Raw genomic sequence first — 22,061 nt, 5'->3', positions numbered from 1 at the left:
GTGCCGAACTCACCCCGTCTCCCGTCGCACAGAGAGGACAGCCTCCCAGTGAATACCCAGCGCGTCCTCAACGGACGGTACGAACTCGGTGAGCTGATCGGCCGTGGCGGCATGGCGGACGTCCACCGCGGCGTTGACACCCGGCTGGGCCGGACCGTGGCCATCAAGTTGCTGCGGCCGGACCTTGCCCGTGATCCGCAGTTCCAGGCACGCTTCAAACGCGAGGCCCAGGCCGTGGCGGCGTTGAACCATCCTTCGATCGTCGCCATTTACGACACCGGGGACCATGCCGTGCCCGGCGGCCCCGAGGACACTGTCCGGGTGCCGTACATCGTGATGGAGTTCGTGTCCGGGAAGACCCTGAGGGACCTCATCCGCGCGAAGGAAGTCAGCATCGACCATGCCATCGACTTCACCCTGGGTGTGCTGTCCGCCCTCGAGTACAGCCACAGGGCCGGAATCGTGCACCGGGACATCAAGCCGGCCAACGTGATGTTCTGCGATAATTCGGACACCATCAAGGTGATGGATTTCGGGATTGCCCGGGCCATGGCCGACTCGTCCGCCACCATGACGCAGACACAGGCAGTGGTTGGTACGGCGCAGTATCTCTCCCCGGAGCAGGCACGCGGTGAAACCGTGGACGCCCGCAGCGATCTCTATTCCGCGGCGTGCCTGCTGTACGAGATGCTGACAGGGCGGCCTCCTTTCATCGGCGACAGTCCCGTTTCAGTGGCCTACCAGCACGTGCGCGAGATTCCGGAACCGGCCAGCAGCCTCAACCACGAAGTGTCAGATGCCCTGGACAGTGTCCTGGCCAAGGCCTTGCAGAAGAACCGTGCAGACCGTTTCCAGGATGCCGCCGCATTCCAGCGGGCACTCCGGGCAGCCCGCAATGGTGTCCCCTTGCCCGATGTGGCGGCGGGCGAGGCATCGACGGATCCCAACAACACCGTGCCAGCCAGCGAACGGACGGCCCACGCCGCGCCGTACTCGCTGACCGGGGCAAGCTTCCTTGACGATTCGCCAAGCGGCCGGCTCCGCCCCCTTCATGACACGCTAGGCGACGACCAGGCTATTCCCGCCCGGGTATATGAGCCTTCGGAATCCAACGATCTTCCCCTCGGCTTTCCGCCGGAACGGGAACGTACCCCGCGGCAGAAGTCCCGCCGTCGGACGTGGATTGCCACTTTGGTGATATTCACCCTCCTGGTGCTGGCTGGCGGTGGCCTCTGGCTCTACAACATGATGAACCAGCCGCCGCCTGCGGTGGCGAAGGTGGAGGTGCCGGCCGTATCCGCGCTCACGGAGTCGGAGGCGCTGCAGCGGCTCTACAATGCCAGGCTGAGCCCGCAGATCACCAGGCTGCCGCACGACACCATCACCAAGGGAACGGCGATCGGCACGGTGCCGGCCGCCGGCACGGCCATGGAGCCGGAATCGAAGATAACCTTGAACATCTCCGACGGTCCAAGCGCTGTCAAAATCCCGGATAACCTGCCCGGGCGGACGGAAGCAGCGGCCCGGGATGTCCTGCGCCAAATAGGCCTTGCCGGCGCCCCCGGGACCACCATGGCCAACAGCGCCACCGTTCCCGCCGGAATCGTGATCACCACCAAGCCGGCACCGGGCGAGACGGTCGCCGTCGGAACCGCCGTGGAAATCGTGGTGTCCACCGGCAAGGTGGCCATGCCCGAACTCCGGGGTCTGCCCCGGGCGGAGGCGGAGACGGCACTCAAGAACCTTGGCCTGGGGATCGACGTGAAGGAAGTGGAGAACTCCGAAGTTGAACCCGGCAAGGTGACAGAGCAGAGCGACGCCGTCAATGCCCTGGTTGAACAGGGGAAGACCATCAGCATTGTCGTTGCCAAGGCACCGGCTCCCAGCCCGAGTCCCACGCCGACCCCCACGCCGACGCCGACGCCGACTGAGACGGGCCGGAACCGGGGATAACGGGCGCGCCCCGGCACCTCTAAACGGGTGCCTGAAAAATGGGCGCCCGGCAGTTAGTGCTGGATCAGCGGGCTGAGTTTGGCGGCCCGCTCCGCTGCACCGGTCATGCCGAGGGATTCCAGCCAGTTGCCCAGCATCTGGTAACCGCCCTCCGTGAGGACCGACTCCGGGTGGAACTGCACACCGCAGAGCGGTGCCGTCCGGTGCTGCAGGCCCATGATCACGCCGTTTGCCGTCTGGGCTGTGATCTCGAGGATGTCCGGGATGGTTTCGCGGACAGCGGCCAGGGAGTGGTACCGCGTGGCGGTGACAGGGGAGGGAAGTCCGGCGAAGACGCTGGCTCCTTCATGCTCCACGAGGGATGTCTTGCCGTGCATCAGCTCGGGAGCGTGCGTCACAGTGGCTCCGTAGGCCTCAGCCAGTGCCTGGTGCCCCAGGCAGACTCCGAACATCGGCTTGTCGTGGCTGCCGCACCACTTGATCAGGTCAATGCAGACGCCGGCTTCCGCAGGGGTGCCGGGGCCCGGCGAGATGAGGACGCCGTCGCGCGCGTCCGCCATCTCGATTGCCTCAGCGAGGGTGACGTCGTCGTTCCGGACCACCGTCGTTTCGGCGCCGAGCTCCTGGAGGTAGCCCACCAGGGTGTAAACAAAGCTGTCGTAGTTGTCTACGACCAGGATCTTGGTGGTGCTCATTGTCGAGTTACTAAACCAATCGTTGAGTCGGTGACCTGGGTGAACTGTGACATCCAGGGGAAGAGGAACTGAACCATCAATACCAGCACTCCGGCCAGCAGCACCAGTGACGTGGCAATCCTGAACCACAGCGGCCCGGGCAGGTGGCGGAAAATCCATCCGTACATGGCGTCAGCCCTTCCCGAGTGCCTTGGCCACCTGGGCCGCGATTTCTGCCGGTGGTCCAGCCGAAGCGGGCTGCCAGTGGTCCAGCAGGGAGTATGCAATGATGCGTTCCTGCGAGCCGAAGCGCGGATTGCAGCTGGTCATGGTGAGGTAGGCCTCCGTGGGCCGGGCGGCGGGCTGGGTGGGCACGGGGAGCAGCACATCCGTGGCCGACGGAAGCACGATCTGGTTGTTCCGGAAGACGTACACATAGAACCCGTCCCTGGTCTGTACGTAGATTTTGTCGCCGGGAACCAGGGTATGGATGTTGTCCAGGACCGCTCCATGGGTCTGGCGGTGGCCGGCCACGGCGAAGTTGCCGGTGGCCCCGGGCATCGCCGTGTCGTTGTAGTGGCCCAGGCCCAGCGTATCCAGGACGTCCGTGGAGGTTCCCTGCACGATGGGCCGGGTATAGTCCGCGCCAAAACGGGGGATGTACATGATGCCGATGGTCTGGCCGTGTCCGGGCGCTTCGGCGACCTTGGGCGGACCGTAGTCGGCTGGCGCGGATGTCGAGGGGCCCGGCGCATCGGATGGCGCGGGAGCCGGGGACCCGCCCAGTTCCTGGGCGAAATTCCGGATGGTCTCGCTCTGCTTCGCATCGGACTCCACGTTGGTCCACCAAAGCTGCCACGCAACGAACAGGAGCAGGATGACACCCACCGTGATCAGCAGCTCGCCAACGATCTGGACGAGTTTGCGGAGAATCCCGACGCCGCGTGCCGGCACGGCAGCGGTGGTCTCCTTCTCCAGCAACACCACGTGGTCTCCTCAATTGGCGGCCTGGGCTGGCGCCGGTGTGTTCTGAACTACAGCTAGAATTGGCTGCTAGTAAGACTTCAGACCTGACCAGGGCGCCAACCCCGCCGGCATGTTCCTTCCTGCAGGATATCAAGCCGGAGGCTCCGCCCTGATTCAGCCCGACCAGGAGGACCTGTGCCCGAGTCAAAGCCACGAAAGAAGACCGCCGCCGCGGAAAAGCCGGCTTCAGCATCACAGGCCTACAAGCCCAACGCCGTCTGGTTTAAGCCCGTCATGTTCGGCCTGATGATCATCGGACTGCTGTGGATCATCACCTTCTACATCAGCGAAGGCGCCCTCCCGGTCAGGGACTGGGGATCCTGGAACATCGTGGCCGGCTTCGGCATTGCCATTGCCGGCTTCCTGATGACCACCCGCTGGCGTTCCTAGCCACAGACTTCCCGCGCCCGGCATCCGCCCGGCCAACTCCTCCGCTACACAAAAAAGTCGGACCGGCACGCTGTGCCGGTCCGACTTTTTTGTTGCTGGGGTATTGCCGGCAGTTACTTCCTACTGGCCGGGGTTGACCACATGGATTGCCAGGTCAGTACCGGCGTCGGAGGTTAGGGAAATCTCCACGCCGTGACCTGCAACCTTCACGCTTCCGTACGGGTTGTCGGCGCTGTAGTAGGCCAGCGGATCACTGTCCTTGAAGACACCGATCGGGGCGCTGCTCGGGGCGCAGGCGTCGAGCGAACTGATGGACGGACTGCGCTTCGTGCCGGACTGGACTTCCTTCCCGATGCACAGCGCGTCGGTGGCCTCCAACCCGAAGGTCGCGTCGAAGGGCTGGCGGGTGTTGCCGGGCATCGTGCCATCAGACCACTTCAGCGGTGCGGGCCGGGCATCCACGGGCAGTGCCGATCCGCCGCCGGGGTGTGCCGACACGTTGTTGTCCGCGTAGGAATCGTCGATGTACCAGACCAGCATTCCGTTCTGGTACTTGAAGAAGTCCACCCAGTTCGGTGCCGTGATGGCCTTGGTGAAGGCATACGGTCCTTCCGCTAGCGTGGCGTCAAAGCCACATATTCACGGTTCTCCACGAGGTAGTACTGCTCAGTGGTCCGGGTCACGGAACCGCTGCTCAGCTGCCACGGCTCTTCAGCAATCCACTGTCCTGCGCCGGATTCGAAGTCGTCGCTCGCGATGACAGTCTTTCCGGCCGAAATCTTGACATCGTCAATGAAGGCGCCGGGGTTGTGGACACCGCCGTCGGTCTGGTACCTGAAGCGGAACAGCGATTCCAGGCCGGCTGCGTCGTAGGAGTAACGCACCTGTCCCCAAGCCGCGGATCCGCTGAGTGCACGCCCTGCGGACTTCCAGGTCTTGCCGCCGTCGGTGGAATACTCGCCGTAGAGGTAGTCGTAGTTCGCTTCGATGTCGTACCAGGCATTCGCCGTGACGGTCACCCGCGACTGTGGCGGGACGGTGCGGGTCAGGGACTTGTTGAGGTTGTCCGCGCTGCCTGTCCACCACGCGTGGCTCCCTGAGGCGGGAGTTGTGTAGTTGGTGGTGGTGGTCTTATCCGGCAGGTTGACCCGGACAGCCTGGTCCTTCCCCTCAGCCTGGAGCTGGGACGGGTTGAGGACAAAGTCTCCGCTAGCCCCCGCCGTCACTGTGCTGAAATCGAGCCAGCCGAGGAAGAGCTTCTCTTCGGGCCCCATCAGACCCGGGGTGGTGCCGATCCCTTCGTTGGCGGAAGATCCATGGCCCAGCCAGGAGCCTGCGCTCATGAGGGTCCAGAACGCAGTGCTGTTGGTTGCGGCTCCCGAGGTGTCATAGAAGTCCGGCAGTCCAAGGTCGTGGCCGAATTCGTGGGCGAAGACGCCGACTCCGCCGTTTTCGGGTTCTGTCGTGTAATCGCCCAGCCAGTATTTGGAGGACCCGATCCGGGTTCCACCGGAGAGGTTGCCTTCCGGGCCGGCGGAGCCGAACTGGTTGCCAAAGGCATACCAGCGGTGGGACCAGATGGCGTCTTCGCCGAGGGTGCCACCTCCGGCTTCCTCGCCCTCGCCTGCGTGGACTGCCTGGAAGTGGTCGATGTAGCCGTCTGGTTCGTTGAAGTTGCCGTTGTTGTTGTAGTCGTAGCGGTCCCACACATCGAACTGCGCGAGGTACGCGTCGATGTCAGCCGGTGACTTGCCGGCCGCCACCTGGGAATCCCACCATGCGTTGCCGGAGTCCCGGACAAAGGCCCAGGCACCGCCGGTGTCCTCCGTGGCGTTGTCGCCATAGAAGGAGCCGTTATTGGGCACCTTGACCCAGTCCGTCACGGTGTTTGTTACCGAATACGCGTTATTGGAAACGGCCTCGTAGTACCCCTTCATGGATTCGCCGCTGCCATTGAAGAGTTCTTCGTAGTAGGCAGGGCTGAAATCCTTGGTCCACAGCGTGGTGTTGTCCACCGCCCGGTCCGGTTGCGCGATCGTGTTGTGTACCGGCCCGGGCGTCGTTCCGAACCGGCCCGATCCCTGGTCGCCGAACTCAGCCAGGATGGTGAAGATCTTGTCCTGCTTAGCGGTTTCCACCTCGGCGAATTTGTCCGGCGCCAGCTGGACCACGCCGTCCTGGCTGGCTTTCGCCTGCCCCTTGGCCACCTTTTCTATGGCTGCGTTGCGCCGATCCACGAGTTCCTTCGTCCGCGGTCCCGGACGGTTGTCCTGCCGGACTGTCGCGGCGGCCCCGGTTGACCCGTCGTCGGCAGGTGGCGCGGCTACGGCCGGGGCCTGGATGCTGAGCATCCCGAGAACGACCCCCGCCACGCCGGCCACGGCAATTTTGGTTTTCCTCACACGTACCTCCCAGTAATTTGTGATCAGAGCCACAGCATAATGTGAGAGTGAGCGTTCGACTATGAATTTCGCGATCACCACATCATGTCCTGCGCCGGCCGCTCAATATGCTGGACGTGGCAGCACCGTGCAGGAATAGCTAAGGAAACCAGATGATCCCGGACGAAAGCCGCACCATCATCGGGAGCGACGGCCTGGCCCGTCCGCCGTGGGCCGCGGCGGACCCGCTGCTCCAGCAGTATTACGACACCGAATGGGGCATGCCCGTCCGTGACGAACAGGGCCTGTTCGAACGCATCAGCCTGGAGGCTTTTCAGGCCGGACTCTCCTGGGCCACCATCCTGCGGAAAAGGCCAGCCTTCCGGTCGGCGTTCCACGACTTCCAGCCCGACACGGTGGCGGCGTTCACCGAAGTCGACGTCGAACGCCTGATGCTCGATGCCGGCATTGTCCGGAACCGCTTGAAGATCAGGGCGGCCATCACCAATGCCCAGGCCACCATCGCCCTCCGGGGCGAGGGCGGGCTGGTGGACTTCGTGTGGGGCTTCCAGCCGGCGGTGACGCCCAGTCCGCAGAGCCACGCAGAGATCGCCACAACCTCACCGGAATCCATTGCCCTCTCCAAGGCATTGCGCGCCAAAGGCTTCGCGTTTGTGGGACCCACCACGATGCACGCGCTCATGGAAGCGATCGGCATTATTGACACGCACCTCGTGGACAGCCATCGACGGGGCTCCTCCGGCGTGTGGACGGACCGGGCCTGAGTTATCCCGTCCCTGTGGGGAAACTTATCCCCATTGTTGATAAGTCAGACATCGGCGAGGGGCAGTTCTGCCAGCCATGGCCCGATCTGAGCCGCGCAGGGGTTGAATCACAGTCCCGTAAGTTATTAACACTGTGGATTGACTGTGGATAACCCGCTTGCCGGACCGGAATCGGACGAAAATCCCGACACCACCACGGGAGCTGTCCCCGTGGCGGGACCAAAATCTCACACATGGGACTTGCAGGTGGCGACGGTGGACTTATCCACTTAAGAACAACGCTATCCCCAGAAGTTATCCACAGGTGGGGATAAAGCGGGGGATAATTCGACCTTTGGGCCGGGCCGAGGCTCCAACCCGCCAAATTCTTGGGTGAAATGTCCGCGTCGCAAGTTATTAACACTGTGCATAACCTGTTGATCGAGTCCCGTTCCCAGGATGGACCAGGCATCGGACGGGGTTTTTCGAACCCGAACGTGGGTGGTGGATCGTGTGTGTTCCCCCTCCCCGGCCGTCGTTCACGCGGACTTCGGTCCGACGCGGTGGTAGCGGCAGGCGCCCTGCCTCCGGTTCTCCCTGCCGAGTTGTCCACTTAACCACAGCCTGCAGGAACATCTTTATCCACAAATGTGGACAACGGTGCGGCGTGCTGTCGATAATCGCCAGCTGGCAGGGGCTGCGTGGGGGAGTCGTGGTGAACTACAGGCGTGTAAGTTACCAACAATGTGGATAACTGCTGTGGAAAACTTCACGGATGTCCGGTTCGAGCGAGCCGAGCAGCCGCTGCTAGCGCGGCCACAGGGCAGGTTGACGGCAGCACGAAGTCCGGCTGCGGGGGTACTGGGGCAGCGCGGGAGGACGGCATTGGGCCTGGAGCGCCGTGGCATGGGCGTGCCCACGCGCGGCTGCAGATTGTGCGCATGCAGATTGTGCGCGTACAGACTGTGCACGCTAAGGCGGGGGTGTTTAGGCGCTGGCCATTCGCACCGCGGTGGCGCCGATGAGCAGGCCGAGCACCAGCACAAGGCCGGCCGCTTGCCACAGCCACCGCCGGGGACCGCGGGGGGCGTAGGCGATTGCCGCGGCGCAGGCAGCACCGGTCACCAGGCCGCCAAGGTGTGCCTGCCAGGCGATCTGGGGGACGACGAAGCCGATCACGCCGTTGATGGCGATCAGCACCCACAACTGCTTCGTATCACCGCCGCGGTGCCGCTGGACCACCAGCATGGCGCCGAACAGCCCGAAGATGGCACCGGAGGCACCCACTACCCCGGAAGGGGGGAGGGCCGGGGTGAGGAGGGCATAGCCTACGGATCCGCCGATTGCGGATATCAGGTAGAGGGCCAGGAAGCGGATGCGCCCGAGAAGGGGTTCCAGCGCCTGGCCGAACATCCACAGCATGTACATGTTCAACACGATGTGGAGGATGAAGCCTTGAGAGTGAAGGAAGGCCGAAGTCAGCATGCGCCAGGGTTCGAAGACCCCGTATTCGGGAGTGGCATAGACCGTGGCGAAGGCGAAGTTCTGGTAGATCCCGTCATTGGGAACTATCCACTGCAGCACATAGACGAGCGCACAGGCCGCGATGATTCCGAACGTCACCAGCGGGCGGCCGCCGACGGCGGTTCCGCCGTAGACCGTCTTTGCTGCCGGCGTCGTCCGTTTTGTCTCGTTGACGCAATCAATGCATTGGAATCCGACGGCGGCCGCCCGCTGGCATTCCGGGCATGCCGGGCGCCCGCAGCGCTGGCACCGGACATAGGAAGGCCTGTCCGGGTGCCGGGGGCACACCGGAATCTGCGCGGACGGCTCAGCCGCCGGAATTCCGTAGCTCATGAGGGGTTAAAGCTGCTCGACGTCGATGCTGTTAATAACGACGTCCTCGACCGGGCGGTCGCCCATGCCCGTACGGACACCTTCGATGGCGTCGACGACCTTCTTGGATTCCTCATCGGCAACTTCACCGAAGATGCTGTGCTTGCCCTGGAGCCAGTCGGTGGGGATCGTGGTGATGAAGAACTGTGAGCCGTTGGTGCCCTTGCCCATCTGGATGCCGGCGTTGGCCATGGCCAGCTTGTACGGCTGGTTGAAGGTCAGCTCGGGGTGGATTTCGTCGTCGAACTTGTAGCCCGGTCCGCCCACGCCACGGCCCAGGGGATCTCCGGCCTGGATCATGAAGTCCTTGATGATGCGGTGGAAGATGGTGCCGTTGTACAGGGGGGTTCCGGTCTTGTCTTCACCGGTTTCCGGGTGGGTCCAGGCCTGCTCGCCGGTGGCCAGTCCAATGAAGTTCTTGACCGTCTTGGGCGCATGGTTGCCGAAGAGGTTAACGACGATGTCGCCGAGGCTGGTGTGGATGGTTGCTTTTGCGGTTGCGATGGCAGTCATAGGCCCATTGTTCCACGTCGTGCTATTGCGGCATCAGGCCTGCCGGGCAGTTCCGCGCTAGGTGAAATCGGCCCGAAATGGCTTTGAAGAATAGCCGGTGGGAGCCAATCCACGTAGGCTAACAACAGAACCGTCACATTAATCGGGAGGTAGTTGTGAAGAAATCGGATCGTATTGCCCGTGACCTGGAGCAGTCAGTCAGCAGCGCGGTAGAGAACGCCAAGGATTGGGCAGCCCCCCGCGTAGAAGCAGCCGTGGACTGGGCGGTTCCCCGCCTGCAGCACGGCATTGACACAGCATCCCCGAAGATCCAGGAGGGGCTCAAATCGGCAGCCCACAACCTGGCCGACGGCGTTGCCACCGTGACGCCGCGCATCCAGGACGGGCTCGCGCACCTCGCGCCCAAGATCCATGACGCTGTGGACAGCGCCACGCCCCGCCTCCACGAAGCACTGGACAAGGCCACCCCGGTCATCTCCCAGGCCCGTGACCGTGTGGTGGTGGAGTACCTGCCCCGGCTCTCGGACCAGATCGGCCACGCCTCTGAGGCAGTGCACCGTACCCTCGAAAGCGCACCGGCCCACGTGGACGCCGTCGCCCAGAGGCTTGCGGACTCCGGCGTTGTGCATTCCATCCAGGATCAGGCCCAGGCCGCAGGCCACCAGCTCAAGGCTGCAGCCGCGGAGGCCACCCGGGTTGTCACCGGTGAAGTTGCAAAGCCGCAGAAGCCGAAGCACCGCGGACTGCTGATTTTCGGCGTCATCGCCGCAGCCGTCGCCGCCGGAGTGGCAGCATGGAAGGCCTCCAAGCCGGTTGAGGACCCTTGGAAGACCCCCGCCCCGGTAACCCCCGCACCCGTTCCGGCCACAACCGTCAATGACGTCACTGCACCGTCCGTTAGTGGCCTTGACGCAACGGCAACCGCCGGCGAAAAGGCCGTTGATGCAGCGGACGCTGCTGCCGACGCGTCCGACGACGCCGCGGCGAAGGCCGCGGACGCCGCCGAAGATGCCAAGGACGAGGCCGCCAAGGTTGCCACGGATGCCAAAACTGCCGTGAAGAACATTGCGTCGAGCATGAACAACGGTTCCACCAAGGCAACCGAAAACTAGAACTCCGCCGTCACGAGACGGCACCACACACCAGAGGAGTCCCGCACATTTGAGTGCGGGGCTCCTCTGCTGTTTCTCCGACCTTCACCCGCCGTCCCGGTCCGCAGCACACAAGGGTGCTAAATTTGTGGTGATGTCACCCGATAGATCCGCCGAGGATGCCTCGCACGACGCTGCGCTTATGCCGGGCGTATCCATCGTCATCCCGGCATACAACGAGGCCAGCGTTATCAGGCAGTGCCTTATTGCGGCCATCTACCAATCGGTGCCGGCAGCAGAGATCATTGTTGTGGACAACATGTCCAAGGACCGCACGGCAGACATAGTGCGCCAGATGCAACAGGAATACCCTGAAAGTCCCATCGTCCTGCTGAGCCAGGACCGGGACCAGGGGCTCATCCCCACCCGGAATTTCGGCCTTAACCACGCCACCGGCGAGGTGCTGGGCCGGATCGACGCGGACTCCGTGGTGGAACCTGACTGGGTGGAACAGGTCCAGAAAGCCTTCCTCGACCCGGCTGTCCAGGCTGCCACCGGACCGGTTGTCTACTACGACATGCCGATGCGCCGCTTCGGCCTCAAAGCTGACGACAAAATGCGCCAGCTGATGCTCAAACTGGCCAAGCACCAGTACCACTTCCTCTTCGGCTCCAATATGGCGCTGCGCCGCTCAGCCTGGGAAACCATCCGGGACGAAACGTGCCGGGATGAAAAAGACGAGATGCACGAGGACATCGACCTGTCCCTGCACTTGGCCGACCATGACCTGCGCGTGCAGTACTGGCCCCAGATGGTCTCCGGCATGTCAGCCCGCCGCCTCGAGGACTCGCCGCGCGATTACAGGTACTACGTGACCAGGTTCGACCGGACGTACAAGGCTCACAACGTCAAGAAGATGGCCCTTAAGGCACCCATGGTGGTGTTCTTCTCCGTGTACTTCCCGGCCAAGCTCCTGCGCGCCATCCACACCGTGAACTCCGCACAGCCCGTGCGCCGCGGCGGCCAGTAGCTCCAAGCCCGGCTGACAGCCCGGCATCGGAACCGGGGCCGGCCGGGTTCAGTCCGTTCCCAACTCCGCCAGGCGGATCTCGCCGGGCCGTGGGGGCCTTTTGCGCCGCTGGCCGGCCACCACGACGGCGAGACCCACCAGAATGAGCGCCAGCCCGGCGTAGGTGCCTCCCGGCAAGGTCTCAGCCAGGAACACGGCGGCCAGCAGTGCGGCCCCGGGAATCTCCAGCAGAATGATCATCGATACGAGCAGCGGGCTCATGGTGGCCAGCAAATGGTTGAAGGCCGTGTGCCCCACCAGTTGGGCGCAGACGGTAATGGCCACGATCCCCACCCAGCCGGCGGCGTCGAAGCCCAGCAGCGGCTGCCCGGAGACGAGCGCAAGCAGGGCCACCAGCGCCGCGCACATGCCGTAGCACAGGGTCGTGTAGGTCCCCGTTCCCATGGTTTCGCGTGCCTTGCCCCCTGCCAGCGTGTAGAGGCCCGCCAGGGCACCTCCTGCCACCGCCAGCACATCTCCGAGCAAGGCATCGGGCGAGGTGCCCATGTCGAACCCCGTGATGGCGACAACGCCTCCGAACGCCATCCCCAGACCCGCCAGGACCTGCCAGCGGTGCCGCACGCCCCGGAAGAGCTGGAAGATGGCGATCCAGCCGGACTGAAGGCAGACCAGCGCCGTGGCGGCAGCAACGGAGGTGAGCTGGAGCGAGGTGATGAAGCAGGCGAAGTGCAGCGCCAGTGCTACGGCAGCCAGAACGGACCAGCGGAACTCGCGGGGTGTGACTTTGCTGAACTGCCGGGGATTGGCCACCAGAACCGGAGTGGCCATAACGGCGGCTCCGATGGCGTTACGCCAGAACGCGATAGCCAGTGCGCTGACTGTCGTGGCGCCAAGAGTGGCCGCAATGAGGGGACCCGAGGAAGCCACGCCGAGCACACCCAAAGCGGCTATAAAGAAGTTCACCGTTCCAACAGTAGTGGTGCCTCTGTGGTCCCGGCGCACTCCTTCCGCGGGCGGGCAACGCGGCGCAATTCGGGGCGAAGAGATGGAGTACGGCCCCGGCGACTTCGGCATCATTCCGCCCGGACATGACGCCTGGGTGGTCGGCGACGAGCCATACGTCGTCATCGACTGGCAAGGCATGGACGACTACGCGAAGCGCAAGGACTGAAGGCAAAGCAAAAGGCCCCGGACTGCGTTTCCGCATTCCGGGGCCTTCCTTATGGTGGAGGCACGGGGACTCGAACCCCGAACCCCCTGCTTGCAAAGCAGGTGCGCTACCAATTGCGCCATGCCCCCATAAGAAGCAACCCGTCAATCATACCCTAGTTCCGGAAGCCTTCTGACCAGCTTCCAGACCGGGGACCTGCGCTACTCGACTGTGTCAGTCGACTCGCTCCAGACCGTTTTCCGGGCTTCGGATTCCTGCACCTTCTTGACGAGCAAGGCGCCTGCGATAGCCACTGCAACAACCAGCAACTTCTTCACATGCACCCCGTTCCGGTTCGGTTTCATCCGAACCATTTCCAAAACCTGTGCAGGTTCCGTGGGCGTACCAGGACTTGAACCTGGGACCTCTTCGTTATCAGCGAAGCGCTCTAACCGCCTGAGCTATACGCCCCGATGCCTCATCGGGCCGAGATATGACTTTACAGCACATCCCGGCCCGATCTCAAATCGAGGCATTTCGCGGGTGAAATTCCGGCGAAATTCCGCGGACTAGTCGTCCGTGAGGGTCACGCCGATACCCCCGACAAGGGTGGCGGAAATGTTGTACAGCACCGCCGAAAGCATGGACAGGGCAGTCAGCAGTACAACGTTCACCACGGCGATGATGACCGCGAACGAGGCCACCTGGCCCAGCGACGCGACCTTCTTCAGTTCGAACCCGCCGCCTTCGGAACCGGCAAGGGTTCCGAGCAGGCTGTCCACCTGGTCGAAGATGCCGGTCAGGTCCAGGACGGTCCAAAGAACGATTGCCGCAACGACTGTGACGATGCCGAGGGCAACGGACAGCAGGAAGGCCATCTTCAGCACGGACCAGGGGTCCACCTTGCTGACGAGGAGCCGGGCACGGCGTACCTTCGCCTTAGGAGCCGGCTTGACCAGGCCGGGGGCACCCTGGGCACTGCCTTGGCCGGGACGCTGGGCGGGAACCCCGGGACGCTGGCCCTGGGGCGCCTGGCCGGGGCGCTGGCCCTGCGCCGGGCGCTGGCCGGGAACCACCGGACGCTGGGCCGGGGCACCCGGCGTCGACGGCCGCTGCTGGGGACGTACGGGGGCGTTCACGCGCGGAGCGGACGCCGGCTGCCTGATCCCGCCGGGAGTGTTGCTGTTCGGCTTGGGATATGAGTCGGAATTACTCACTCGTTACCTCCGGTATTTTCTTCGTCCAGCTCAGCGTCGTCCGATGACTCGTCGGATTCCACGGCCGGTGCTGAATCTGCCTCTGCGGACCCGTCATGGGACCCGGCACCTTCAGCCAACGTTACGTCATCCCCGGCCGCAGCCGGGCTTTCAGCCGGGTTTTCCGGGTCGATGGCTTCGGCCTCCTCAGCCTCAAGGCCGCGTTCGCTGTTCCGGGCCACCTCGATGATGCGGTCGTTCTTGTCCGGCTTGGCGAAGATGACGCCCATGGTGTCGCGGCCCTTGGCGGGCACCCCGGCCACCGAGGACCGGACCACCTTGCCGCCTTCCATGACCACCAGGACTTCATCCTCTTCCTGGACAATGAGGGCGCCTACGAGATGGCCCCGCTCTTCCTGGTATTTACCAACCTTGATGCCCAGGCCGCCGCGGCCCTGGAGGCGGTATTCTTCCACCGCGGTCCGCTTGGCGTAGCCGCCCTCGGTGACGATGAAGACGAAGGAGCCGTCCTTGACGACGTCGGCCGCCAGCAGTTCATCGTCCTCGCGGAACTTCATGCCGGTCACACCGGAGGTGGCACGCCCCATGGGGCGCAGCGCATCGTCGGTGGCCGTGAAGCGGATGGACTGGCCCATCCGTGAGACCAGCATCAGGTCGTCGGTTTCCGAGACAAGCTGGGCGGAAACCAGTTCGTCGCCGTCGCGCAGGTTGATGGCGATGACGCCGGCCGAGCGGTTGGTGTCGTAGTCCTCCAGGCGGGTCTTCTTGACCAGGCCGCGCTTGGTGGCCAGCACCAGGTACGGGGCGTGCTGGTAGTCGCGGAGGTCCAGCACCTGGGCAATGTGCTCGTCCGGCTGGAAGGCCAGCAGGTTGGCGACGTGCTGGCCCTTCGCATCGCGTCCCGCTTCCACGAGTTCGTAGGCCTTGGCACGGTAGACGCGTCCCAGGTTGGTGAAGAACAGCAGCCAGTGGTGGGTGGTGGTCACAAAGAAGTGCTCCACCACGTCATCCCCGCGCAGCTGGGCACCCTTGATGCCCTTGCCGCCCCGCTGCTGTGAGCGGTAGTTGTCGCTGCGCGTGCGCTTCACATAGCCGCCACGCGTGATGGTGACCACCATTTCCTCTTCGGGAATGAGGTCCTCCATGGACATGTCACCGTCGAAGCCCATCAGGATCTTCGTGCGGCGGTCATCCCCGTGCTTTGCGACAATTTCCGACAGCTCGGTGCTGATGATCTCGCGCTGGCGCTCCTCCGAGGCAAGGATCGAGTTGTACTCCGCGATCAGGGCCTCGAGTTCAGCGTGGCGGTCCTGGATCTTCTGGCGTTCCAGGGCTGCAAGGCGCCGCAGCTGCATGTCCAGGATGGCGCGGGCCTGCAGTTCGTCGATGTCCAGCAGCTGCATCAGGCCGTCGCGGGCAGCCTCGGTGGTGTTGGACGCGCGGATGAGGGCAATGACCTCGTCCAACATGTCCAGTGCCTTGAGGAGGGCGCGCAGGATGTGCGCCTCTTCTTCAGCCTTGCGCAGGCGGTACCGGGTCCGGCGTGCGATGACGTCCATCTGGTGGGTCACCCAGTGGCGGATGAAGGCATCCAGGCTGAGCGTCCGCGGAACACCGTCAACAATCGCCAGCATGTTGGCCGCGAAGTTGTCCTGCAGCTGGGTGTGCTTGTAGAGGTTGTTCAGCACCACCTTCGCCACGGCGTCGCGCTTGAGCACGATGACCAGGCGCTGGCCGGTGCGGCCGGAGGTCTCATCCCGAAGGTCGGCGATGCCGGAGATCTTCCCGTCCTTGACCAGTTCGGCGATCTTGATGGCCAGGTTGTCCGGGTTTGCCTGGTACGGCAGTTCGGTGACCACAAGGCAGGTGCGGCCCTGGAGCTCTTCGACGTTCACCACGGCACGCATGGTGATGGAGCCGCGTCCGGTCCGGTAGGCGTCTTCGATGCCCTTGTGGCCCAGGATGGTGGCGCCGGTCGGGAAGTCCGGGCCCTTAATGCGCAGCAACAGTTCTTCCAGCAGCTCTTCGCGGCTGGCGGTCGGATTGGCCAGGTACCACTGGACACCGTCGGCAACCTCGCGGAGGTTGTGCGGCGGAATGTTGGTGGCCATGCCGACGGCGATGCCCGAGGAGCCGTTGACCAGCAGGTTCGGGAAACGCGCCGGCAGGATGGTGGGTTCCTGGTTCTTGCCGTCATAGTTGTCCTGGAAATCGACGGTTTCCTCGTCGATGTCGCGGACCATTTCCATGGCAAGCGGGGCCATTTTCGTTTCGGTGTACCGCGGTGCTGCTGCACCGTCGTTGCCGGGCGAACCGAAGTTACCCTGCCCCAGGGCCAGCGGGTAGCGCATGGTCCAGTCCTGGATCAGGCGCACCAGGGCATCGTAGATGGCCGTGTCGCCGTGCGGGTGGTACTGGCCCATGACCTCGCCCACCACACGGGCGCACTTGTTGAAGGAGCGGTCCGGGCGGTAGCCGCCGTCGAACATGGCGTAGAGAACGCGGCGGTGGACGGGCTTGAGGCCGTCGCGGACGTCCGGCAACGCGCGGCCGACAATGACGGCCATGGCGTAGTCGAGGTAGGAGCGCTGCATTTCCGTCTGCAGGTCCACCTGTTCCACGCGGTCGACCAGCACGTCGCCCTCCAGAACGGGCTCGACGGGGCCGGCGGAATCCGCGGGAACCTCGGGTGTTTCGTCACTCATAGTCTATATTTTCCGTTTCAGGTATATGTCGATTCAAGAATACTTACGGGCCGGCTAGAGGCTCGTTAGATATCCAGGAACCTGACATCCTTGGCGTTTTGCTGAATGAAGTTTCGGCGTGATTCAACGTCCTCGCCCATCAGCACGGTGAAGATCTGGTCGGCCGCCAGGGCGTCGTCCATGGTGACCTGCAGCAGTGTCCGGTGGTCCGGATCCATGGTGGTGTCCCACAGTTCCGTGTAGTCCATCTCGCCAAGGCCCTTGTACCGCTGGATGCCGTTGTCCTTCGGAATGCGGCGTCCTGCGGCCTGGCCGGCCACAAGACGCGCGTCGCGTTCGCGGTCGCTGTAGACGTAATCGTGCGGAGCGTTGGACCATTTGATCCGGTACAGCGGCGGCTGGGCCAGGTATACATAACCGTTTTCAATCAGCGGGCGCATGTAGCGGAACAGCAGGGTCATCAGCAGCGTGGTGATGTGCTGGCCGTCCACGTCGGCATCGGCCATGAGCACGATCTTGTGGTAGCGCAGCTTGGCGAGGTCGAAGTCCTCGCCGATGCCCGTACCGAACGCGGTGATCATGGACTGGACCTCGTTGTTGCCCAGGGCCTTGTCCAGCCGCGCCCGCTCAACGTTCAGGATCTTGCCGCGCAGCGGAAGGATGGCCTGCGTTTCCGGATTGCGGCCCCGCTTGGCCGAACCACCGGCGGAGTCACCCTCCACGATGTAGACCTCGCACTTTTCCGGGTCCTTGGAGGAGCAGTCTGACAGCTTGCCCGGCATGCCGAAGGACTCCAGCGGGCTCTTGCGGCGTGCGTTATCGCGGGCCTTACGGGCCGCCATGCGGGCCTGCGCTGCGGAAATCGCTTTGCGGATAACGTCGCGGGCCGGGCCGGGATTGCGCTCCAGCCAGTCGCCCAGGCCATCGGTGACTACGCGCTGGACGAAGCCCTTAACCTCGGAGTTGCCCAGTTTGGTCTTGGTCTGGCCTTCGAACTGCGGCTCGGCCAGCTTCACGGAAATGACGGCGGTGAGGCCTTCACGGATGTCATCACCCGTGAGGTTGTCGTCTTTTTCCTTGATGATGTTCTTCTCGCGCGCATAGCGGTTGATGAGCGACGTCATGGCGGCGCGGAAGCCCTCTTCGTGGGTGCCACCCTCGTGCGTATTGATGGTGTTGGCGTAGGTGTGGACGCTCTCGGAGTACGCGTTGGTCCACTGCATCGCCATTTCCAGGGCGATCTTCCGGTCCTTGTCCTCGGTTTCGAAGGCGATGACGTCCTCGTGGACCACGTCAACCTTCTTGCCGGAGTTCAAGTGCTTCACGTAGTCAAGCAGGCCGTCGTCGTACTGGTACACCACGGTCCGGTATTCGGCGGCGACTTCACCTTCGGTGGGAACGGCGTCCAGGTCCAGGTCGCCGTCCTCGGGCGATTCCTGTGGAACACTGCGCTCATCGGTCAGCGTGATGCGCAGGCCCTTGTTGAGGAAGGCCATCTGCTGGAAGCGGGCGCGCAGCGTCTCGAAGTCGAATTCCGTGCTCTCGAAAATGCTGGCATCAGGATAGAACGTTTGCGTTGTGCCCGTCTGGTCCGTCTCTTCACCCTTGACCAGGCTGCCCTGGGGCTTGCCGCCGTCGGCGAAGGACATCCGCCAGACGTGGCCCTGGCGCCGCACTTCGGTGTCCACGCGGCTGGAAAGCGCGTTGACTACGGAAATGCCCACGCCGTGGAGGCCGCCGGAGACGGCATACCCGCCACCGCCGAACTTTCCACCGGCGTGCAGGATGGTCATGACAACCTCAACGGTGGGCTTGTGCTCGGTGGGGTGCATGTCCACCGGGATGCCGCGGCCATCGTCAACTACTTTGACGCCGCCGTCCGCCTGCAGAACAACCTCAATGTGGGTGCAATACCCGGCGAGGGCTTCATCTACGGAGTTGTCCACCACTTCGTACACAAGGTGGTGGAGTCCGCGGGGTCCGGTGGAACCGATGTACATGCCGGGACGTTTCCGAACAGCTTCAAGTCCTTCAAGGACGGTGATGTCGCTCGCACCGTATCCCTTGCGTTCGGCTGCCTCCGCCGGCGCATCGGGTGTACGGGCATCCTCAGCTGCGGGTTCCACTGCCGGGATATCTGCATTGTCGTTAGCCACAGGCGCTTTCGACTCCTCTGTATTCGTATGGCCGGCCGTCACCGTCTCCGATAGAAGAGGCTCCTGCCAACAGGCACGTCACTGATAACGCCGCTTACTTCGTTGGCTGGCGGAACCGTGCCCCGGCTGCAGGAAAAGCGCCGGAAAACGGACTCAGTCAACGTTTCACCGGCGCCCAGTTATCTATCACGATTCTACCGTGCTGGAGAGCGTAATCCCGCATTCCAGGCCCGTAAACGCGCGGGAATATGCTGCTGGCAGGCCATTGGCCGCGCCTGCAAGGCTCCAGGGGTCCGGTCTCTGGGTTCCTATACGGCCAAGGGGCGTTAGAGCGCCCTACACGCCGTTTGGCCATTTTTCAAGAGTCCGGCCCGGCGACGGCCGGGATCGCACCGGCCGTCAGGATCCGCGGCGTTATCCGTACGTGTCCCGCGGGCCGCGGCCGTTGACTGTCCGCCCGCCCTTCCGCCAACTCGGGGCCGCCGGTCCGAGGACCTGGATCTTGGTGACTACGCCCTCGCCCAGTTCGGTCCGGAACTTCTCCAGGAGGCTGAAGCTGAGCAGGCGCAGCTGGGTGGCCCACGCCGTGGAATCGCAGCGCACATGGAGCGTGGTGTCGGTGAAGCTCTCCGGGGTGCAGTGCGCCGAAATTTCCGGACCCACCAGGGTTCCCCACTCCGCCATGACGGAACCGACCGCAACCGGTGACGTCCAGCCCCGTTCGGCCACCAGCCGCCCCACCACTTTGCCCAGGCCCAGCGGGTCCCGGCCCGTGCCGTGGAACTGGGTGAAACCCCGGGTTCCGGCGCCGCTGCGCCCCGGCTTCTTGGCTGCGCCGCCGGGAAGCGGAGCCTTGCGGCGGATTTCGCCGCGGGCGGCGGCCGCCTCGCGCATCCGGTTGAGCGCCGCCTGGGCAGCGTCGATGTCGTCGGGGTCGCGGCCCGGCTGCAGGCCACCAGCGTCTTTATTCATCGGGATTCCGACTCATCGATTCCTCCGGGGACCACCTTCACCCGCCGCCCGGCCAACTCGTCCGGAATATCGGCGTCGACGGCGGCAGTCACCAGCACCTGTTCGGCACCGGATACTATTGCCGCCAGTTTACGCCGCCGCTGGACGTCCAGTTCGGCGAACACATCGTCCAGGATGAGGATCGGGGCGGAGCCGCCGGTGCGGGCGTCGTCGAGCATCACGTAGTAGGACGCGAGCCGCAGGGAAAGGCACATGGACCACGTTTCGCCGTGGGAGGCATATCCCTTCGCCGGCGCCTCGCCGAGGATGAGTTCGACGTCGTCGCGGTGCGGACCCACGAGGGAAATGCCCCGTTCCAGTTCCTTGCGGCGGGACGCAGCAAAGGCCTGCACATAGCGCTGGGTAAGTTCATCGACGGACAGTAACCGGAGGTCCTCAACGCGTTCGACGGCGGCGGGTTCCGCCGTGTAGCCCGCGCCGGCGCCGTCGTCGTCCATCATGCCCTGGAGCGTGGACCGGTAGATCGCATCCGCCGCTTTGGACCCGTCGGTGAGTTGGGCATACGCCTTCGCAAGGTGCGGCCTGATCCGTTCCACAAGTTCCAGCCGGGCATGCAGCAGCTCCGCACCGGCCCTGGCCATGTGCTGGTCCCAGACATCGAGGGTTGCCTCGTGCCCGGCGGTGAACTTCCCGGTCCGGCCGGATTTCAGGAGGGCGTTGCGCTGCTTGAGGACGCGGTCGTAATCAGTCCGCGTGGCTGAATGGCGCGGTGTGAGGCTGACCAGCAACTCGTCGAGGAAACGGCGGCGGTTGGACGGGTCCCCCTTCACCAGGGCAAGGTCTTCAGGCGCAAAAAGCACCGTCTGGCAGATACCAAGGATGTCGCGGGCACGAACGGGGTTGCTGCGGTTGATACGCCCGCGGTTGGCGCGGCTTCCGTTGATTTCCAACTCCAGCACGGTGGACTGCTCGCCGCGGACCAGCTTGGCCCTGATCAGCGCGCGCTCGGTGCCGAAACGCAGCAGCGGAGCATCCGAACTGACGCGGTGCGAGCTGAGCGTGGCCAGGTACCCGATGGCTTCCATGAGGTTGGTTTTGCCAATGCCGTTGTACCCCACGAGCACCGTCACCCCGGGTTCGAGGGTGAGGTCCACCTGGGCATAACTGCGAAAATCGGTCAGCGAAAGCTTTTCTAGGTACACGCCGTCTTCAGGATTCCCGGACTGCTCGGATTGCCGCTACTTGGCCGGACGGGTGGCATGCCCGCCAAACTGATGGCGCAGCGCGGACACCATCTTCATGGCCGGAGAGTTGTCCTCGCGGGACGAGAACCGCGCAAACAACGCCGCTGTAATGGCCGGCGCCGGAACCGCATTGGCGATTGCCTCTTCAACAGTCCAGCGGCCTTCACCGGAATCCTCGACGTAGTCGTCGATTGAGGCCAGGCCCGGGTCCTCGTCCAGGGCTTTGACCATAAGGTCCAGCAGCCAGGAACGCACAACCGTTCCCTTCTGCCAGGCGCGGAAGGTTCCCGGCAGGTCGGTGACAATGTCCTTTGCCGCCAGCAGTTCGTAGCCCTCTGCATATGCCTGCATGAGCCCGTACTCGATGCCGTTGTGCACCATCTTGGCGTAGTGGCCCGCGCCGATACCGCCCACGTGGACAAAGCTGTCCGCCCGGTCGCCTTCGGGGCGGAGTGCGTCAAAAGCCGGCATTGCCCGCTCGATGTCGGCTGCATCTCCGCCGGCCATCAGTCCGTAACCGTTCTGCAGGCCCCAGACTCCGCCGGATACGCCGCAGTCCGCGAAGCGGATGCCCTTTTCAGCCAGCGCGGCGCCGTGTTTCTGGTCTTCCGTGAAGCGGGAGTTGCCGCCGTCAATCACCAGGTCGCCTGCGTCGAGCTTGGAACCCAGCTCGGTGATTACGGCATCGGTGATCTCGCCGGCGGGCACCATGACCCAGATGACGCGCGGAGCGGGAACAGCTGCGATGAGTTCGTCCACCGTGGCCACGTCGGTGACGTCGGGGTTGCGGTCGAAGCCGGTAACTTCGACGCCTCCCTTGCGCAGCCTTTCGCGCATGTTGAAACCCATTTTGCCAAGGCCGATCAGTCCGATGTGCACGGTAGGAACTCTTTTCTGCG

General features: G+C 64.0%; 21 protein-coding genes and 2 tRNA genes. 6 read left to right on the top strand and 17 right to left on the bottom strand.

Features of this window, described 5'->3' with window-relative positions:
- The gene (gene pknB, locus TV39_RS06535; protein ID WP_043479822.1) at positions 1-1,953 is read left to right on the top strand and encodes a Stk1 family PASTA domain-containing Ser/Thr kinase; all 1,953 of its coding nucleotides are present in this window, start codon (positions 1-3) and stop codon (positions 1,951-1,953) included.
- A gap of 53 nt (positions 1,954-2,006) precedes the next feature.
- Here the strand turns inward: pknB and TV39_RS06530 are convergent, their stop codons facing one another.
- Genes TV39_RS06530 through TV39_RS06520 form a run of 3 tightly spaced genes read right to left on the bottom strand, consistent with a single transcriptional unit; the run spans position 2,007 to position 3,614 of the window.
- Complete coding sequence (locus TV39_RS06530; RefSeq protein WP_043479821.1) at positions 2,007-2,648, bottom strand: aminodeoxychorismate/anthranilate synthase component II; 642 nt, start codon at positions 2,646-2,648, stop codon at positions 2,007-2,009.
- Positions 2,645-2,815 (bottom strand): hypothetical protein, encoded by a 171-nt coding sequence (locus TV39_RS22340; protein ID WP_043479819.1) that lies wholly within the window; start codon positions 2,813-2,815, stop codon positions 2,645-2,647. Before TV39_RS22340 ends, TV39_RS06530 begins: the two co-directional genes overlap by 4 nt.
- A 4-nt stretch (positions 2,816-2,819) precedes the next feature.
- The gene (locus TV39_RS06520; RefSeq protein WP_043479818.1) at positions 2,820-3,614 is read right to left on the bottom strand and encodes a class E sortase; all 795 of its coding nucleotides are present in this window, start codon (positions 3,612-3,614) and stop codon (positions 2,820-2,822) included.
- Positions 3,615-3,788: 174 nt separating this feature from the next.
- Between TV39_RS06520 and TV39_RS06515 the strand changes: the two genes are divergently transcribed.
- Positions 3,789-4,043, top strand: coding sequence for a cell division protein CrgA (locus TV39_RS06515; protein WP_043479817.1), 255 nt, complete (start codon positions 3,789-3,791; stop codon positions 4,041-4,043).
- Positions 4,044-4,163: 120 nt separating this feature from the next.
- Here the strand turns inward: TV39_RS06515 and TV39_RS22710 are convergent, their stop codons facing one another.
- Both TV39_RS22710 and TV39_RS06510 read right to left on the bottom strand, forming a co-directional pair.
- A complete protein-coding gene (locus tag TV39_RS22710; protein ID WP_200890966.1) occupies positions 4,164-4,610 on the bottom strand; it encodes an immune inhibitor A domain-containing protein in 447 nt (148 codons plus the stop codon).
- Positions 4,611-4,657: 47 nt separating this feature from the next.
- Complete coding sequence (locus TV39_RS06510) at positions 4,658-6,445, bottom strand: immune inhibitor A domain-containing protein (protein WP_200890965.1); 1,788 nt, start codon at positions 6,443-6,445, stop codon at positions 4,658-4,660.
- Positions 6,446-6,597: 152 nt separating this feature from the next.
- Between TV39_RS06510 and TV39_RS06505 the strand changes: the two genes are divergently transcribed.
- Positions 6,598-7,209 (top strand): DNA-3-methyladenine glycosylase I, encoded by a 612-nt coding sequence (locus TV39_RS06505; RefSeq protein ID WP_043479816.1) that lies wholly within the window; start codon positions 6,598-6,600, stop codon positions 7,207-7,209.
- A 966-nt stretch (positions 7,210-8,175) separates the two neighbouring features.
- On the opposite strand, the gene TV39_RS06500 is transcribed toward TV39_RS06505, so the two are convergent.
- A complete protein-coding gene (locus tag TV39_RS06500) occupies positions 8,176-9,045 on the bottom strand; it encodes a rhomboid family intramembrane serine protease (RefSeq protein ID WP_043479815.1) in 870 nt (289 codons plus the stop codon).
- A gap of 6 nt (positions 9,046-9,051) precedes the next feature.
- Positions 9,052-9,597, bottom strand: coding sequence for a peptidylprolyl isomerase (locus TV39_RS06495; protein ID WP_043479814.1), 546 nt, complete (start codon positions 9,595-9,597; stop codon positions 9,052-9,054).
- A gap of 155 nt (positions 9,598-9,752) precedes the next feature.
- Here TV39_RS06495 and TV39_RS06490 point away from each other — a divergent pair, with 155 nt between their 5' ends.
- Entirely contained in the window at positions 9,753-10,709 is a 957-nt protein-coding gene (locus TV39_RS06490; protein ID WP_043479812.1) for a hypothetical protein, read from the top strand.
- A 133-nt stretch (positions 10,710-10,842) separates the two neighbouring features.
- Positions 10,843-11,718: a glycosyltransferase gene (locus TV39_RS06485; RefSeq protein WP_043479905.1), complete on the top strand. Its 876-nt coding sequence runs from the start codon at positions 10,843-10,845 to the stop codon at positions 11,716-11,718.
- A gap of 48 nt (positions 11,719-11,766) precedes the next feature.
- Here TV39_RS06485 and TV39_RS06480 read toward each other — a convergent pair whose 3' ends face one another.
- Complete coding sequence (locus tag TV39_RS06480) at positions 11,767-12,681, bottom strand: DMT family transporter (protein WP_043479810.1); 915 nt, start codon at positions 12,679-12,681, stop codon at positions 11,767-11,769.
- A gap of 82 nt (positions 12,682-12,763) precedes the next feature.
- Here TV39_RS06480 and TV39_RS22705 point away from each other — a divergent pair, with 82 nt between their 5' ends.
- Positions 12,764-12,889, top strand: a complete 126-nt coding sequence (locus tag TV39_RS22705; protein ID WP_268747733.1) for a hypothetical protein — start codon at positions 12,764-12,766, stop codon at positions 12,887-12,889.
- Between the two features lie 52 nt (positions 12,890-12,941).
- Here the strand turns inward: TV39_RS22705 and TV39_RS06470 are convergent.
- The 9 genes from TV39_RS06470 to gnd all read right to left on the bottom strand — a co-directional run bounded on the left by TV39_RS06470 (position 12,942) and on the right by gnd (position 22,041).
- Positions 12,942-13,017: transfer RNA gene (locus tag TV39_RS06470), tRNA-Ala, on the bottom strand.
- A 72-nt stretch (positions 13,018-13,089) separates the two neighbouring features.
- Positions 13,090-13,233: a DLW-39 family protein gene (locus tag TV39_RS22230; protein WP_160292485.1), complete on the bottom strand. Its 144-nt coding sequence runs from the start codon at positions 13,231-13,233 to the stop codon at positions 13,090-13,092.
- Positions 13,234-13,265: 32 nt separating this feature from the next.
- Positions 13,266-13,339, bottom strand: a tRNA-Ile gene (locus tag TV39_RS06465).
- Between the two features lie 98 nt (positions 13,340-13,437).
- Entirely contained in the window at positions 13,438-14,085 is a 648-nt protein-coding gene (locus TV39_RS06460; RefSeq protein WP_043479808.1) for a DUF3566 domain-containing protein, read from the bottom strand.
- Positions 14,082-16,790, bottom strand: a complete 2,709-nt coding sequence (gyrA, locus tag TV39_RS06455) for a DNA gyrase subunit A (RefSeq protein ID WP_043479806.1) — start codon at positions 16,788-16,790, stop codon at positions 14,082-14,084. The genes TV39_RS06460 and gyrA overlap by 4 nt, the downstream gene beginning before the upstream one ends.
- 65 nt (positions 16,791-16,855) lie before the next feature.
- Positions 16,856-18,946, bottom strand: coding sequence for a DNA topoisomerase (ATP-hydrolyzing) subunit B (gyrB, locus tag TV39_RS06450; protein WP_043479804.1), 2,091 nt, complete (start codon positions 18,944-18,946; stop codon positions 16,856-16,858).
- Between the two features lie 414 nt (positions 18,947-19,360).
- Positions 19,361-19,918 carry a DUF721 domain-containing protein gene (locus TV39_RS06445; protein WP_043479803.1) on the bottom strand — a complete coding sequence of 186 codons (558 nt, stop codon included), beginning with the start codon at positions 19,916-19,918 and terminating at the stop codon, positions 19,361-19,363.
- The gene (gene recF, locus TV39_RS06440) at positions 19,915-21,120 is read right to left on the bottom strand and encodes a DNA replication/repair protein RecF (RefSeq protein ID WP_043479801.1); all 1,206 of its coding nucleotides are present in this window, start codon (positions 21,118-21,120) and stop codon (positions 19,915-19,917) included. The genes TV39_RS06445 and recF overlap by 4 nt, the downstream gene beginning before the upstream one ends.
- Positions 21,121-21,156: 36 nt before the next feature.
- Positions 21,157-22,041, bottom strand: coding sequence for a phosphogluconate dehydrogenase (NAD(+)-dependent, decarboxylating) (gnd, locus tag TV39_RS06435; RefSeq protein WP_043479798.1), 885 nt, complete (start codon positions 22,039-22,041; stop codon positions 21,157-21,159).
- Between the last annotated feature and the right edge of the window lie 20 nt (positions 22,042-22,061).

Origin of the sequence: Arthrobacter sp. SPG23 (assembly GCF_000876655.1) — a bacterium.
Classification (GTDB): domain Bacteria; phylum Actinomycetota; class Actinomycetes; order Actinomycetales; family Micrococcaceae; genus Arthrobacter.
The sequence above is the reverse complement of the archived record's forward strand: the minus strand, read 5'-3'. Positions and strand labels throughout refer to the sequence as shown.

Excerpts from the sequence above, each read along its gene's own strand:
- TV39_RS06495 (WP_043479814.1), bottom strand. The coding sequence starts at position 9,597 with ATGACTGCCATCGCAACCGCAAAAGCAACCATCCACACCAGCCTCGGC.
- gyrA (WP_043479806.1), bottom strand. The coding sequence starts at position 16,790 with ATGAGTGACGAAACACCCGAGGTTCCCGCGGATTCCGCCGGCCCCGTC.
- TV39_RS06445 (WP_043479803.1), bottom strand. The coding sequence starts at position 19,918 with ATGAATAAAGACGCTGGTGGCCTGCAGCCGGGCCGCGACCCCGACGAC.
- TV39_RS22340 (WP_043479819.1), bottom strand. The coding sequence starts at position 2,815 with ATGTACGGATGGATTTTCCGCCACCTGCCCGGGCCGCTGTGGTTCAGG.
- TV39_RS22230 (WP_160292485.1), bottom strand. The coding sequence starts at position 13,233 with ATGAAACCGAACCGGAACGGGGTGCATGTGAAGAAGTTGCTGGTTGTT.
- TV39_RS06505 (WP_043479816.1), top strand. The coding sequence starts at position 6,598 with ATGATCCCGGACGAAAGCCGCACCATCATCGGGAGCGACGGCCTGGCC.
- TV39_RS06500 (WP_043479815.1), bottom strand. The coding sequence starts at position 9,045 with ATGAGCTACGGAATTCCGGCGGCTGAGCCGTCCGCGCAGATTCCGGTG.
- TV39_RS06530 (WP_043479821.1), bottom strand. The coding sequence starts at position 2,648 with ATGAGCACCACCAAGATCCTGGTCGTAGACAACTACGACAGCTTTGTT.
- TV39_RS06485 (WP_043479905.1), top strand. The coding sequence starts at position 10,843 with ATGTCACCCGATAGATCCGCCGAGGATGCCTCGCACGACGCTGCGCTT.
- TV39_RS22705 (WP_268747733.1), top strand. The coding sequence starts at position 12,764 with ATGGAGTACGGCCCCGGCGACTTCGGCATCATTCCGCCCGGACATGAC.